This window comes from Sporosarcina thermotolerans, assembly GCF_042658975.1.
Lineage (GTDB): Bacteria > Bacillota > Bacilli > Bacillales_A > Planococcaceae > Sporosarcina > Sporosarcina thermotolerans.
This window is the reverse complement of the sequence record NZ_JBHSRM010000021.1, coordinates 78,179-92,301: the sequence shown is the minus strand read 5'-3', so window position 1 is coordinate 92,301 and position 14,123 is coordinate 78,179. Positions and strand designations below refer to the sequence as shown.

Genomic DNA, 14,123 nt, shown 5'->3' with positions numbered 1-14,123 from the left:
AAAGAAACGGTGATTACGTGCATTTTTTTGTTTAATTTGCGTGAACACCCCAACAAATATTATAGAACCTAAATAAAAAACGCCTAAAATCCTTGAATATCAAGGATTTTAGGCGTTGTATAAAGTAGAGTACCAGGGAATTAAATTAATCAGAGTCCAATAACTAATTTTCTTTACCTAACTTATTTACTATAATTGATTTATTGGATTAAAAAAATCTTATTAAATCAATCATATTTAACCATAACCAATTCAGTTTAACCAATGTTTTAAGTATACTCCTGCCAAAAATAAAATTAAGTATATCCTTGCCAATGCGGCAAAAATATACTTAAAGTCACATTCTTATCTTTACTGTTTTCCATAATAACTATGCAGACGGCGGGAGTCGAACCCGCGTCTAAAGGCTCCAATACTTCAGCGTCTACGCGTGTAGATTGACTACTTGGATTCGCGAGCACGTTTGCCGTCAATCAAGGCTATCCGTGTGCGCTATCCTGTTTAAACTCTTGCAACGGCCTCAGGAGGCGACCGTGACCGTATCTCACTAATAGGTGAGCCTAACAGTGCCACATGGGGCGATGGAACTGTTAGGCAGATTCAGCAACTATTAAGCTGCGAATGTTAGGTTGTTGTTTGTTTTGCCAGTTATTATTAACTGCCGTTTTTGACGGAGAAGAGCCCTCGTTAAGATCATTCAGCAATAGATGACTCTTGAGGATAATAAAGATTTTTACGCAAACAAACATCCTTGTGCCTCAGTGTTTCCCCTTCGAATCTTAACCAAATCTCATCATCCGCCATGACGCCATGGGTTTTCCTTACAATGCCCCAGCGATTATATGCTTGCATGCCAAGACTCTCCAATAGTTCCTCGGCATTCGCACGGGTAGGAGGAAACGTGCGCCATTTCAACCATTTCTCCAGTTCGTCAATCGTAATATGTCCCTCCATATTCGGGGAAAACTGCTTGTTGAAGTCACTAATATAATTAATAACGTATGGAGTCCCGCCATTCGCTGGTTTTAAGTTTACAGACGCAATGACTTCATCCATCCACATCACATCAAACTTCATATAATCAATCATCGGTATCACTTCCTTCGAGGAACAGATGGGCAAAATTAGTGTCATTCATTTGCGAAAGGAGTACTTGTTTCGCTCGGCCAAAATCAATATCCGTTGTTTCAAGATGATGTAGCAGCTTGGTTTTATCGATAAACGCCGGTCCCTTATATAAAGCAAGTTGTCTGGAAAAACTTGAATTGAATGGCTTTGCTTTCACTTTTCTTATTAAAATCGTTAGTGGTTTGTTAGGGGCGTAATCTTTTTCATCAGATAATAAGCTAAGTCCGTTATCAAAGATCGGAGCGATTTGCCAGGTCTTTTCAACTGGATCATATAAAAATAGGATATTATTTGTATGGCGATCTTCATTTAAAATGAGCGCATCAAATGCAAGCAATCGGGTAATTTCATCACGGGCATCAAGCCCTGTAAATGCCTCAATTCGTTGCATAAGCTGTTCAAATTTTTCTTTTGTCGATAATGCTTTATCGTTTAAGATGGAGTCAGTCGAGGTGAAATTCGCTTCGAATAAACGTTCAAGTGTGACTTCTTGTAATTTACCCCGAAAGTCATAGGAATAACAGCCAATGGATGTTTCACCAGTAGGTAAAAGGATTTTACAAGGTTTGTAGGTGACATATTGTTGCTTCGTTAATGTTGAGCAAGATAGGATGAGTGATGCAAGTACCTCAGCAAGCCCTTCATATCCCCGTGTATTTTGTTTGATCCATTTATCACCGTCATGCCATTTTGATTGATCGCCTTTACTTGAGGTGCTGATTATACGTACTGCTTCTTTAGGAATCTTTATTATTTCCATACAAATCACATCCCCCACTCACAAACATTTTTATATATGAAAAAAGATATTGCCCAGAAGTCTATCCTCTGTACAATATCTTTATTCTTTAAACCATTGATACTACCGTATTTATTCCATAAAAACTATGGAGACGGCGGGAGTCGAACCCGCGTCCAAAGGCTCTGCTACTTCAGCGTCTACGCGTGTAGATTGACTACTTGGATTCGCGCGCACGTTTGCCGTCAATCAAGGCTATCCGTGAGCGCTATCCTGATAATCTCTTGCAACGGCCTCAGGAGGCGACCGCTACCGTATCCCACTTAAGTTGAGCCTAACAATGCCACATGGGCGATGGAACTGCTAGGCAGATTCATCAGCTTACGCTGCGAATGCTAAGTTGTTGTTTGTTTTGCCAGTTATTATTAACTGCCGTTTCTGACGGAGACGAGCCCTCCGACGCGCAGCTCAAGCCCAGACCACCCCTGTCGAATCCGTAACGTCCCCGTTATAAAAGGTTGTTACACCTTTAAAGGGATGTCAGGAATGCCTGTTGAAAGGCTTCTGAACTATATCACTACTATCATCTTACTACATTTTGACGTAAAAATCAATACTGCTGTTTCGCCTTGAAGGCACGTTCCACTTCACGTTTTGCTTCCTTCTTCTTCAGATCTTCACGTTTATCATAGTTCTTTTTCCCTTTACCTATACCAATCAACACTTTCGCAAAGCCATCTTTCAAGTACATCTTCAATGGCACAATTGCGAAGCCTTCCTGCTTTGTCTGCCCGAGCAACGTTGCAATCTGTTTCTTATGGAGCAGCAGCTTTCGAGAACGTAGTGGATCGTGGTTGAATTGATTTCCCTGTTCGTACGGACTGATATGCATATTGGAAATCCATGCTTCATTGTTACGGATCAGCACGAATGCGTCACGAAGTTGGACTTTGCCGTTACGGATTGACTTGATTTCAGTTCCTTGCAAGACGATTCCTGCCTCAATCGTTTCTTCTATCGCAAAGTCGTGATTCGCTTTTTTATTGATTGCCAGAACTTTGCCTTGACCTTTTGCCATTCTTTTCTCCCCCTAACTACATCAAAATGCCACGGCACTCGCGTTAACGAATGCCGTTAGCCTTTATTTTCTCTTTCTTGGAGCTTGTTTCTTCTTATTTTTTGCAACACCTTCATAGAACTTCTTCTTAGAATTAGATGTTGTATTTCCTTTTTTCTTATCGGTAGATTTCGACTTTCCGGAGTCACCCCGGCCACCACTTGACGGCTTCTTCGCATGGATAACTTTCGGCGTTTCCTTCCGATTACGGTGGAACGACTGCTTCATGCCCGAAATTTCGAAGTCGATTGCAGATTCCTCCGGCTTAACAGATACGACGCGGATCGTAACTTCATCACCGATTCGGAACTGTTTTCCAGTATGCTCACCAAGCATCATCATTTGGCGGTCATCGAATCGGTAGTAATCATCCGTCATATAGCTAACGTGGACTAACCCTTCGACCGTGTTCTCGAGTTCCACGAACATACCGAAGTTCGTGACCGAAGAAATGACGCCGTCGAATTCCTCACCAATCTTATCAAGCATATACTGTGCCTTTTTCAAGGCATCCGTATCACGTTCAGCATCGACAGCACGGCGTTCGCGTTCCGATGTATGCTCCGCAATTTCACCCATATTGGCATTCCAATGAGCAATCGTCTCGGACGAAAGATCTTTTTTGATTAAATACGTGCGGATCAATCGGTGAACGATCAAATCCGGATATCGTCTAATCGGGGATGTGAAATGTGTATAGAAATCCGCCGACAACCCGAAGTGGCCCAAGCTTTCAGGGAAATACTTCGCCTGTTGCATCGAACGAAGAAGCATTGTTGAAATGACAGTCTCCTCCGGCATTCCTTCAATCGACTCGACAATTTCCTGTAAAGCTCTTGGATGCACTTTATTCCCAGTACCTTTCACTACGATTCCGAAATTCGTCAGGAACTCGAAGAAGCGTTGCAGTTTCTCGGCCTTCGGATCTTCGTGTATACGGTAAAGGAATGGCACTTGCAGCCAATGGAAATGCTCTGCAACTGTTTCATTCGCTGCAAGCATGAATTCTTCGATCAGTCTTTCGGAAGCAGTTCGTTCCCTTATGACGATATCTGTCGGCCACCCTTTTTCATCGACAATGACTTTCGATTCCTTGAAATCGAAATCGATGGCGCCTCTATCGATCCTCTTCTGTCTTAATATCGAGGCAAGTTCAGCCATATCATTCAACATCGGAACGATATGGGCATACTTCTCCATAAGCTCTTCGTCTTTTTCTTCGATGATCTTAAAGACATCCGTGTATGTCATCCGCTCTTTCGATTTGATGACACTTTCAAAGATTTGATGGTCAATCGTTTTTCCGTTACGATCGATTTTCATCGAACAGGAAAGCGTCAACCGATCCACATGCGGGTTCAATGAACAGATTCCGTTCGACAACTTATGCGGAAGCATCGGAATAACCCTATCCGTCAAATAGACGCTCGTCGCACGTTCAAACGCTTCATCGTCAAGCGCTGTATTCTCTCTGACGTAATGGCTGACGTCCGCGATATGAACAGACAAAGTGAATGTGCCGTCTTCATTTTTCGTAAGCGAAATCGCATCATCCAAGTCCTTCGCATCTGCTCCGTCAATTGTGATGACAAGATCGTCCCTCAGGTCTTTACGCTTGAATAAATCCTGTTCCTTCACTTCGTCAGGTGTTCGATTCGCCTCATCCATCACTTCTTGAGGAAACTCGACTTCGATGCCATGCTTATGGATGATCGATAAAATATCGACGCCAGGATCGTTTTTATGTCCAAGAATTTGTACGACCATTCCAGTCGCTGATTTCAAATCACTTGGCCAATCCGTGATTTCCACGACAACCTTATGCCCTTCTACAGCATCGAGGGAATTTCCTTTTCCGATAAAAATGTCCATCGGAAGCTTTTTATCGTCAGGAATGACGAATCCGAACCCGCGATTATCTTGGTACGTCCCGACAACCTTCGTCGTTTTCCGCTCGGCAATTCGGATGATCGTCCCTTCGCGGCGTCCACCGTAGTCATCACCTTTCGAAACACGGACAAGCACGATATCACCGTTCATCGCCCCGTTTACTTCCGGCGGCGGGATGAAAATATCATCCATCCCTTCCGTTTCAGGTGTAACGAACCCGAACCCTTTGGCATGCCCAATGAACTTGCCTCGTATAAGGTTCATGCGTTCTGGAACACCGTAACGGTTCGTACGCGATCGGATGATTTCACCTTTCTGCTCCAGATGTACAAGCATCTTTACGAGCTCTTTGAATTCGGCCGCCCCTTCAATACCTAACGCTTCCTGGATTTCTTGAACGGTTAGCGGCTTATACGATTCTTCTCTCATAAAAGAGATCAACCTATTTTTTAATTCTTCATCTATAAAGTCCAATTACATCCCTCCATTCTTCACTATCGTCAACTATTTCCATTTTCACACGTTCCAGCTTAGTGATTCAAGAAATTGATATATATCCTCATGCAGCTGCTCTTTTTCCGGTCCCAATGTAATGACATGCGTCGACTCTTTATAGAACTCGATTATTTTATCTGACGACGCTGTGTTATTAAAGATGATCTTGGCGGAATTCACGTCAATCACTTCATCATTGCTTGATTGGACAACGAAAAGAGGTGCTTTGATGGATGGAAGCTGTTCCCGAACGGAATCGACGAGCGTCGTTAATTCGCTTAAGGAAGGCATTGTTTGCCCACGCAATGCGTCCACTTCTTCTTCGATTTCCTGTTTGGATTTTCCTTCATATCGTTTGTATTCTGAAGCGTATTTTAACACGCCTTCATACATTTTATCCGTGTGTTTAATCGACATCGGGGCACACATCGTTACAATACCCTTAACTTTCATTTTAACCCCTATTTTCAATGAAAATACTCCACCAAGTGATAATCCACAAACTGCGATTTCTTTGTATCCAGCGTCGATTAATTGCTGGTATCCAGCTTCAACGTCTTCCCACCATTCGTCGGGACCTGTTTTAATAAGTTCCTCAGGTGGGACGCCGTGCCCGCGGTAATGCGGCGCGAGTGATGTATAGCCTTTCTTTTCAAGGAAACGGCCTAACATTCTGACGTCTGCTGATGTGCCTGTGAAGCCGTGTAATAAGAGTACCGCTCGTTTCCCATGTTCAAAAAAGAATGGTTTCGGTTGTGCAATTCTCATGTCGTTCATCCTTTCACTTGCTGACAAAAAAGCGTATGTATTTTATTATTCCCATGCATTATGGAAAAAAACGCCCGACCATACGGGTGGCCAGGCGTTTGTTTATATGCTCTATTGAGTTTCAAATCGGAATTTCCAATCAGACTTTTACGATGGCAAGTGCCAAAATGAAAAATAAAATTGAAAGGATAATTGTCACTCTTTGGAGTATCAAGTCCAATCCACGTGCTTTTTGTTTACCAAAAAGCTGTTCAGCACCACCGGAGATGGCTCCAGATAGACCTGCACTTTTTCCAGATTGCAATAATACAACAACGATTAACGCCAATGATACGATTACTAGTAATGTCATTAACAAAGCATGCACTTTGTTCCACCTCCTGCATCGAACATAACAATACTTATATTCTATCAAATACTTTAAATTGTTACAACAAGTTTTGAATGTACAGTGTTGATTAAAAAACTTACAGCCGGCTAGTGCCGGCTGTTTTGATGATTTATTTTTTTAGGTTATAGAATGTTTTTGCGCCAAGGTAGACGGATGTTTCGTCCAATTGGTCTTCGATGCGAAGCAATTGGTTGTATTTTGCAACGCGGTCTGTACGTGACGGTGCGCCTGTTTTGATTTGGCCAGCGTTTGTTGCTACCGCGATGTCAGCGATTGTTGTGTCTTCTGATTCACCTGAACGGTGGGAGATGACTGCTGTGTATCCTGCGCGTTTTGCCATTTCGATTGCGTCGAATGTTTCTGTCAGTGTACCGATTTGGTTCACTTTGATAAGAATTGAGTTGCCGACGCCTTCTTCGATACCGCGTTCCAATTTCTCAGTGTTTGTAACGAATAGATCGTCTCCGACTAACTGAACCTTTTTGCCAAGACGTTCTGTCAATAGCTTGTGGCCTGCCCAGTCGTTTTCATCAAGACCGTCTTCAATTGAAACGATTGGGTATTTATTGCAAAGCTCTTCGTACCAGTCAACCATTTGCTCCGAAGTTTTTGTGATGCCTTCGCCTGCCAAGTTGTATGTGTTTGCTTCTTTATCGTAGAACTCGGAAGATGCAACGTCCATAGCAAGCAAGATTTCTTCTCCTGCTTTGTAGCCCGCATTTTCAATCGCTTCCATGATTGTTGAAAGTGCTTCTTCGTTTGACGCCAAGTTCGGAGCGAATCCACCTTCGTCACCAACAGCTGTGTTAAGTCCTTTTGACTTTAGAACGTCTTTTAGGCTGTGGAAGATTTCAGCTCCCATGCGAATTCCGTGACGGAATGATTCTGCGCCTACTGGCATGATCATGAATTCTTGGATGTCGACGTTGTTGTCGGCATGCTCGCCGCCGTTAAGGATGTTCATCATTGGTACAGGCAATTGCTTCGCATTGACGCCGCCAAGGTATTGGTAGAGTGGAAGGTCCAAGTAATCCGCTGCAGCATGTGCTACTGCCATTGAAACACCAAGGATTGCGTTAGCACCAAGCTTACCTTTGTTTTTTGTTCCGTCTAATTCGATTAGAGCTTTGTCGATGACGACTTGGTCTAATACGGAGTAGTTGTCGACGATTTCCTCAGCGATAACTTCGTTTACGTGGTCGACTGCGCGTAAAACGCCTTTTCCAAGGTAGCGGGATACGTCGCCGTCACGTAGTTCGACTGCTTCGTATTCGCCTGTGGAGGCGCCTGAAGGGACGATTGCACGGCCGAATGCACCGCTCTCTGTGAATACTTCGACTTCAACTGTTGGGTTTCCGCGTGAATCAAGTACTTCTCTTGCTTGGATGTGGGTAATGATAGGCATTACAATCTCTCCCTTTTATTAAAATAATGGTGTTCCGGACATTTCTTTTGGTTGTTCGATACCTAATAGTTTTAACATTGTTGGGGCGAGGTCGGCGAGGATGCCGCCTTCTCGCAATTGTATATCATCTTTTGTGATGATGACAGGAACAGGGTTTGTTGTATGTGCGGTCATTGGTTTTCCTTCGAGTGTTAGCACTTCGTCGGAATTTCCGTGATCCGCTGTGATGATTGCTGTACCGCCCTTTAGCATGAGTGCATCGATGATTTGACCTAAGCATACGTCGACTGTTTCGATTGCTTTTATCGTTGGTTCAAGCATACCGCTATGGCCGACCATGTCGGGATTTGCGAAGTTAAGGATGATGGCATCCTGGCGCTCTTCTCCAATTTCCTTTAGCAAAGCTTCGGTTACTTCAATTGCGCTCATTTCAGGTTTCAAATCATAGGTCGCTACTTTCGGGCTTGCGATTAAGATCCTCGTTTCGCCTTCAAATTCTTCTTCTCTACCGCCACTCATGAAAAATGTAACATGTGGATATTTTTCAGTTTCGGCGATTCGAAGCTGGCGTAGTCCGTTGCTTGAAATGACTTCACCAATTGTATTATCCAAGTTTTGGCTGCCGAAGACAATATCGGCTTGTACATCTTCACTATAATGAGTGAATGTTACGAACTTCAAGTTATCGTAGTTTTTCGGTCCTGTATGGAATCCATCGAATTTCGGATCCGTAAAAGCGCGGGATAATTGGATTGCGCGATCCGGTCTGAAGTTAAAGAATACGACCGCATCCCCATCTTCGATCTTCGCAATCGGTTTGCCGTCCTTTTCGATGATAAACGGCTTCACGAATTCATCATACACTTCTTCCTCATAGGATGAAAGGATACCAGCAGTGGCTGATGCAAAGGCATCCCCTTGCCCGTCTACCAATGCGCGGTAAGTTAGGTCCACGCGGTCCCATCTTTTATCTCGATCCATCGCGTAATAGCGACCGGAAACGGTTGCGATCTTACCGATTCCAAGACCTTCCATCACTTTTTCGGTCTGCTCTACGTAACCTGCAGCGGTTCGTTGACCGACATCCCTTCCATCAAGGAATGCATGAACATATACCTTTTTTAGTCCGTTCAACTTTGCGAGTCGAAGGAGGGCGAAAAGATGTTCATAATGACTATGTACCCCGCCGTCAGAGAGTAGGCCCATCAAATGCAGGGAAGAGCCTTGTTTTTTCGCGTGCTCCACAGCTTCAAGAAGGGCTGTGTTTGTCATAAAATCCCCGTCTTTGATGGATTTGTTAATACGCGTCAAGCTTTGATAGACAATCCGGCCGGCACCAATATTCAAGTGACCTACTTCCGAATTACCCATCTGTCCATCCGGAAGGCCTACAGCTTCTCCACATGCGGTTAATGTCGAATGTGGATAGTTATTCCAAAGGATGTCGAAATTCGGTGTGTTCGCTTGTGCAACCGCATTGCCGAATTTCTCATCCCTTAACCCAAATCCATCCAGGATGATCAATGCGACCGGTGCTTTATTCATTAGCTGCCAGCTCAACTAATTTTAGAAATGAATCTGCGACGAGGCTTGCCCCGCCGACAAGTGCTCCGTCAATATGTTCCATGGACAGGAGCTCGGCAATGTTTTCTGGTTTCACACTTCCACCGTATTGGATGCGGACTGCAGCTGCAGTGCTTTCATCATAAAGCTTGCTGATCTCTTGGCGGATTTCTTTACAAACTTCATTCGCATCTTCAGAAGTCGCCGTCTTTCCAGTGCCAATCGCCCAAATCGGTTCGTAAGCGATGATCGCCGCTTTTGCCTGATCTGCACTGATGCCGTTGAACGCTTTTTCCACTTGGGATGAAACGCGTTCAACTGTTTTGCCTTCTTCGCGTTCTTCAAGGCTTTCACCTACGCAGACGATAGGCGTCAATTGATGTGCAAATGCAGCATGCACTTTCTTATTGACGGATTCATCTGTTTCATTGAAATACTGACGACGCTCAGAATGGCCAAGGATGACGTATTCAACATTCATATCCGCAAGCATGCTTGGACTAACTTCACCCGTGAATGCACCTTCTTCGACGTCGTGCATCGTTTGGGCACCGATTTTTAGTGACGTGCCTTCGGATTCATTCACAAGCTCCGACAAATATGGCGAGGGTGGACAAATTACCATTTCGACCTTGGCAGTGATCGGTAAACGCCCTTTTACTTCCGCAATGAAAGCTTTTGCTTCGCCCATTTTTTTATACATTTTCCAGTTTCCCGCAATGATTCGTTTACGCAACGTTAACCCCTCCAATCATTTATCTAACAAAACAGTTACGCCAGGCAGTTCTTTACCTTCCATGAACTCAAGAGAAGCGCCGCCGCCTGTAGAGACGTGATCCATTTTATCCGCAACGTCGAATTTTTCAACAGCCGCAGCTGAATCGCCACCACCTATAACTGTATAGGCTTCTGTTTCAGCCATTGCCATTGCAACCTGCTTCGTGCCGTTTGCGAATGGAGCCATTTCAAATACACCCATCGGACCGTTCCAAATGATCAGTTTCGAGTTATTAATGACATCCGCATACATTTCCGCTGTTGCCGGACCAATATCAAGTCCCATCCAGCCTTCAGGGATTTCATTAATCTTAACCGTTTTTACACTTGCCGATTCAGAAAAAGTATCTGCAACTACCGCATCAACCGGCAAATAAAGCTTTACGTTTTTCTCTTTCGCTTTTTGAATGAATGACTGAGCGAGTTCGATTTTATCTTCCTCAACAAGTGAGTTTCCAGTCTCATATCCTTCAGCTTTCGTAAATGTGTAGGACAATCCTCCGCCAATCAATAAATTGTCGACGTTGTCTAAAAGGTTATCGATGACACCAATCTTATCCTTCACTTTCGCACCGCCGATAATTGCGGTGAACGGACGCTCTGGATTAGACAATGCTTTCCCAAGGACATCCAATTCTTTCTCCATTAGGAATCCGCTTACACCCGGGATGAATTCTGCAATCCCGGCAGTCGATGCATGCGCGCGATGGGCAGCTCCGAATGCGTCGTTGACGAATACATCAGCAAGTGCAGCAAATTGTTTCGCAAGTTCCGCGTCGTTCTTCTCTTCTCCGGCGTGGAATCGAACGTTTTCAAGAAGGAGGATCTCTCCGTTTTGCATTTCAGAAACTGCTTTTTCTACGTTTTCACCAATTGATTCATCAAGTTTTTTTACGTCTCTTTGAAGGAGTTCAGCCAATCGTTCACCTGCTGCAGTAAGTCGTAGTTCATCTTTCACTTCGCCTTTCGGTCTACCAAGATGACTAGCGAGTATCACTTTTGCTCCTTTTTCTGTCATGTATTCGATTGTCGGTATTGCTGCACGGATTCTTGTGTCGTCCGATACGTTTCCATTTTCCATCGGCACGTTGAAGTCCACACGGCAAAATACACGTTTTCCGTTCAGGTCGATATCCTTGATTGTTTGTTTAGCTTTCATAAAACCTGCACACCTCCAAGAATTAAAGCGAAGGAAATTGGGAGTTAGTTGAAACCCCTTTATTTTCCAACGTATTTATACAAAAAAAGGAACGGGGTTTCTCCGTTCCTCCTACCCATCACTATTATAATGGGTTGCCACTATAATGGCTATGTTTTATATACCTTTGTTGTACATATATAGGGCTAAATCGATGCATCGGGCTGAATAGCCGGATTCATTGTCATACCATGAAATGATTTTCACCATATTATTGTCCAACACCATCGTTGACAAGCCATCAACTGTAGAAGAAGCTGTGTTGCCGTTGTAGTCGCGTGAGACTAATGGGATTTCATTATAGAACAAGATGTCCTTCAGTTCATTTTCTGATGCGTTCTTCAATGCAGCATTCACATCTTCAACTGTCACTTCTTTTGAAAGTTCAGTGACAAAGTCGACGAGTGAAACGTTCGGAGTTGGTACACGGACAGCCATGCCGTCCAATTTTCCTTTTAGTTCTGGAATGACTTTGGTTACGGCTGATGCAGCGCCAGTCGTCGTCGGGATCATTGATTCTCCTGCTGCACGAGCGCGGCGGTAGTCGGAATGCGGTAAATCCAAAATGTTTTGGTCGTTTGTATACGAGTGCACTGTTGTCATCATGCCTCGTTTGATACCGAATTTGTCGTTAAGCACTTTTACGACAGGTGCAAGGCAGTTTGTAGTACAAGATGCATTTGAAACGACTTTATCTTGAGTTGCATCATACGAATCTTCATTGACACCCATAACGAGTGTTTTGACGTCGCCTTTTGCAGGTGCGGATAAGATAACCTTTTTAGCGCCCGCTTCGATATGTTTCATGAGACCTTTTTCGTCTCTAAACACGCCTGTTGATTCGATGACGATATCGATACCCAAATCGCCCCATGGCAATTGCGCTGGGTCTTTTTCAGCGTACACTTTAATCTTTTTCCCGTTGACGACAAGGTGATTGTCTTCGGATCCAACCTCAGCATCAAAAATTCCATGGACTGAATCGTATTTTAATAAATGCGCCAACATCGGAGCATCCGTTAAATCATTGACAGCGACTACCTCAATTTCTTCATTTTTCTGTGCTTCCCTGAAAACAAGTCTCCCAATACGGCCGAATCCATTGATCGCTATTTTTAACGTCATTTCCATTACCTCCAGATAGGTTTATTGTTTATCTTCCAGTTTCTCCAAAATCGCATGTGCCGCCCCTTCATCCGTCACCAAAATCGTTTGGCGGGGAGCGCTTTCCATATAAGATAAAATCGCATCGGCTTTGCTTACTCCACCTGCAACGGCAATGATCAGCGGAACCTGTTCAAGCTGTTCTGTTTGTATGCCGACTGTTCGGATACGGTGGACAACTTCCCCGTTTTCATCGAAATAATAGCCGAACGCTTCGCCCTTCGCCTCTTTTTCTCGGATCAGTTGCTTTTCATTCTCAGGCGTATTGCGTAATTCCGCCATTCGTTCTGCATCGCCAATTCCATGCAAGACACAATCTGTTTGCGCGTATTGCTCCATCATTTGAATGACAGATGGTTCACGTTTGAAAATTTCATGCGCTTCTTGGCTAAGGGATTCAGGATAATAAAATGTGCTATATGTTCCTCCGCTCGCCTCGGCGAAAGATGCAGCAATGACATTCGCCTGCAGCCCGATATCATCTCCAACTCCGCCCCTCGCGGCGATAAAATGAAGCTGTTCAGGATTATCAATTGAGTGGATATGTTGCGGAATTGCTGCAACCGAGCTTCCACCTGTAACAGCGATGACTTTACCATTTTCAATCTTTTGCATGAAAACGGTTGCCGCTTCTTTCCCAATCAAGCTTTTCACCGTCGGATTCACATCACAATTTCCCGGGACGATTTGTACACTGCGAATTTTAAGGAGAGCACTCAATTTGCTGGCAATCAAGCTTTGCCCCGTCCATTCCTCAATACTTGGCGCAAGAAGTTCAAGGACCTTGGATCCCTCATATGTGATTGTGGCCCCTTCTTTCGCAATTCGAATGAGCTCCTCGTTTCGTAATGCCTCCATTAAGTTTCTGCATTCTCGCTCGGAAATATCCGCTTGAATGCTTAATGGTCTTCTGCCAATCGGACCGGAAACCCCGATGAACTTCAAAAGCCTGTATCTTTGGTGAAGAATCTCCATCATTTCCGGCACAAGCTTTCGTTGTGCCTCGAGTAAATTCGGGTTCAAGGAAAGCCCTTCTTTCTATAAGGGACAAAATACGCCCACCTGTTCTATAATTGTCCCACCTAATATAAAAAAATATAATTCATACTCTTATTCTATACCTCTTTGTATTGCAATTCAAACATAAATGCCTCAAAAAAGGTCAATTAAATCGGCATAGCCAATTTGCCCATACAATAGAACTTCGCCGTCCTTTTCGATGACAGGAATCATGAGCATATATTTTTCATGGCTTACATCGTCTGATTCGATGTTTACCGTGGACCATGTCAGTGGAAAGTCTTCTTGGACAAGCTTCATCATTGCTTCGGCATCATCGCATAGATGACATCCCGGTTTTGTGTAAAATGTTACGTGCATGTTGTCCCACCTCAAGTTGTTTTTTCTTAAGTATAAGGGAAAAAGGATGTTCTGCAAAAGATTTGCAGAACATCCTTGTGGATTCTTGCCGAATATCTGGTGTTTTCA

General features: G+C 43.9%; 13 protein-coding genes and 2 other RNA genes. All 15 read right to left on the bottom strand.

The annotated features are described in order from the left end of the window. Window positions 1-380 precede the first annotated feature (380 nt). Window positions 381-715: a transfer-messenger RNA gene (ssrA, locus tag ACFPZG_RS16645) on the bottom strand. Continuing rightward, a complete protein-coding gene (locus ACFPZG_RS16640; RefSeq protein WP_317941235.1) occupies window positions 694-1,089 on the bottom strand; it encodes a hypothetical protein in 396 nt (131 codons plus the stop codon). The genes ssrA (ACFPZG_RS16645) and ACFPZG_RS16640 overlap by 22 nt, the downstream gene beginning before the upstream one ends. Then, window positions 1,082-1,888, bottom strand: coding sequence for a HipA domain-containing protein (locus ACFPZG_RS16635; RefSeq protein WP_283734177.1), 807 nt, complete (start codon window positions 1,886-1,888; stop codon window positions 1,082-1,084). Before ACFPZG_RS16635 ends, ACFPZG_RS16640 begins: the two co-directional genes overlap by 8 nt. 125 nt (window positions 1,889-2,013) lie before the next feature. Then, window positions 2,014-2,374, bottom strand: a transfer-messenger RNA (tmRNA) gene (ssrA, locus tag ACFPZG_RS16630). A 103-nt stretch (window positions 2,375-2,477) separates the two neighbouring features. After that, window positions 2,478-2,945, bottom strand: coding sequence for an SsrA-binding protein SmpB (smpB, locus tag ACFPZG_RS16625; RefSeq protein WP_283734176.1), 468 nt, complete (start codon window positions 2,943-2,945; stop codon window positions 2,478-2,480). Between the two features lie 63 nt (window positions 2,946-3,008). Then, window positions 3,009-5,303, bottom strand: a complete 2,295-nt coding sequence (gene rnr / locus ACFPZG_RS16620; protein WP_381428094.1) for a ribonuclease R — start codon at window positions 5,301-5,303, stop codon at window positions 3,009-3,011. Between the two features lie 87 nt (window positions 5,304-5,390). Next, window positions 5,391-6,137, bottom strand: a complete 747-nt coding sequence (locus tag ACFPZG_RS16615; protein WP_317941234.1) for an alpha/beta hydrolase — start codon at window positions 6,135-6,137, stop codon at window positions 5,391-5,393. Window positions 6,138-6,276: 139 nt separating this feature from the next. Beyond that, complete coding sequence (secG, locus tag ACFPZG_RS16610) at window positions 6,277-6,504, bottom strand: preprotein translocase subunit SecG (protein ID WP_283734175.1); 228 nt, start codon at window positions 6,502-6,504, stop codon at window positions 6,277-6,279. Window positions 6,505-6,637: 133 nt separating this feature from the next. Continuing rightward, entirely contained in the window at window positions 6,638-7,933 is a 1,296-nt protein-coding gene (gene eno, locus ACFPZG_RS16605) for a phosphopyruvate hydratase (RefSeq protein WP_317941233.1), read from the bottom strand. Window positions 7,934-7,951: 18 nt separating this feature from the next. Then, on the bottom strand, window positions 7,952-9,478 hold the full coding sequence (gene gpmI, locus ACFPZG_RS16600) for a 2,3-bisphosphoglycerate-independent phosphoglycerate mutase (RefSeq protein WP_317941232.1): 1,527 nt from the start codon (window positions 9,476-9,478) through the stop codon (window positions 7,952-7,954). Beyond that, entirely contained in the window at window positions 9,471-10,232 is a 762-nt protein-coding gene (tpiA, locus tag ACFPZG_RS16595) for a triose-phosphate isomerase (RefSeq protein WP_283734174.1), read from the bottom strand. The genes gpmI and tpiA overlap by 8 nt, the downstream gene beginning before the upstream one ends. Window positions 10,233-10,247: 15 nt before the next feature. Continuing rightward, the gene (locus ACFPZG_RS16590) at window positions 10,248-11,432 is read right to left on the bottom strand and encodes a phosphoglycerate kinase (protein WP_283734173.1); all 1,185 of its coding nucleotides are present in this window, start codon (window positions 11,430-11,432) and stop codon (window positions 10,248-10,250) included. A 156-nt stretch (window positions 11,433-11,588) separates the two neighbouring features. Next, a complete protein-coding gene (gene gap / locus ACFPZG_RS16585) occupies window positions 11,589-12,596 on the bottom strand; it encodes a type I glyceraldehyde-3-phosphate dehydrogenase (protein WP_283734172.1) in 1,008 nt (335 codons plus the stop codon). A 21-nt stretch (window positions 12,597-12,617) separates the two neighbouring features. After that, a complete protein-coding gene (locus ACFPZG_RS16580) occupies window positions 12,618-13,658 on the bottom strand; it encodes a sugar-binding transcriptional regulator (protein ID WP_317941231.1) in 1,041 nt (346 codons plus the stop codon). Between the two features lie 129 nt (window positions 13,659-13,787). Continuing rightward, window positions 13,788-14,015, bottom strand: a complete 228-nt coding sequence (locus tag ACFPZG_RS16575; protein WP_283734169.1) for a glutaredoxin family protein — start codon at window positions 14,013-14,015, stop codon at window positions 13,788-13,790. Window positions 14,016-14,123 lie beyond the last annotated feature (108 nt).

What these genes read in the sequence shown, in the direction of transcription:
- ACFPZG_RS16590 (WP_283734173.1), bottom strand. Translation starts at nt 11,432, where the DNA reads ATGAAAGCTAAACAAACAATCAAGGATATCGACCTGAACGGAAAACGT.
- ACFPZG_RS16640 (WP_317941235.1), bottom strand. Translation starts at nt 1,089, where the DNA reads ATGATTGATTATATGAAGTTTGATGTGATGTGGATGGATGAAGTCATT.
- ACFPZG_RS16575 (WP_283734169.1), bottom strand. Translation starts at nt 14,015, where the DNA reads ATGCACGTAACATTTTACACAAAACCGGGATGTCATCTATGCGATGAT.
- eno (WP_317941233.1), bottom strand. Translation starts at nt 7,933, where the DNA reads ATGCCTATCATTACCCACATCCAAGCAAGAGAAGTACTTGATTCACGC.
- gap (WP_283734172.1), bottom strand. Translation starts at nt 12,596, where the DNA reads ATGACGTTAAAAATAGCGATCAATGGATTCGGCCGTATTGGGAGACTT.
- rnr (WP_381428094.1), bottom strand. Translation starts at nt 5,303, where the DNA reads ATGAGAGAAGAATCGTATAAGCCGCTAACCGTTCAAGAAATCCAGGAA.
- smpB (WP_283734176.1), bottom strand. Translation starts at nt 2,945, where the DNA reads ATGGCAAAAGGTCAAGGCAAAGTTCTGGCAATCAATAAAAAAGCGAAT.
- gpmI (WP_317941232.1), bottom strand. Translation starts at nt 9,478, where the DNA reads ATGAATAAAGCACCGGTCGCATTGATCATCCTGGATGGATTTGGGTTA.
- ACFPZG_RS16615 (WP_317941234.1), bottom strand. Translation starts at nt 6,137, where the DNA reads ATGAGAATTGCACAACCGAAACCATTCTTTTTTGAACATGGGAAACGA.
- ACFPZG_RS16635 (WP_283734177.1), bottom strand. Translation starts at nt 1,888, where the DNA reads ATGGAAATAATAAAGATTCCTAAAGAAGCAGTACGTATAATCAGCACC.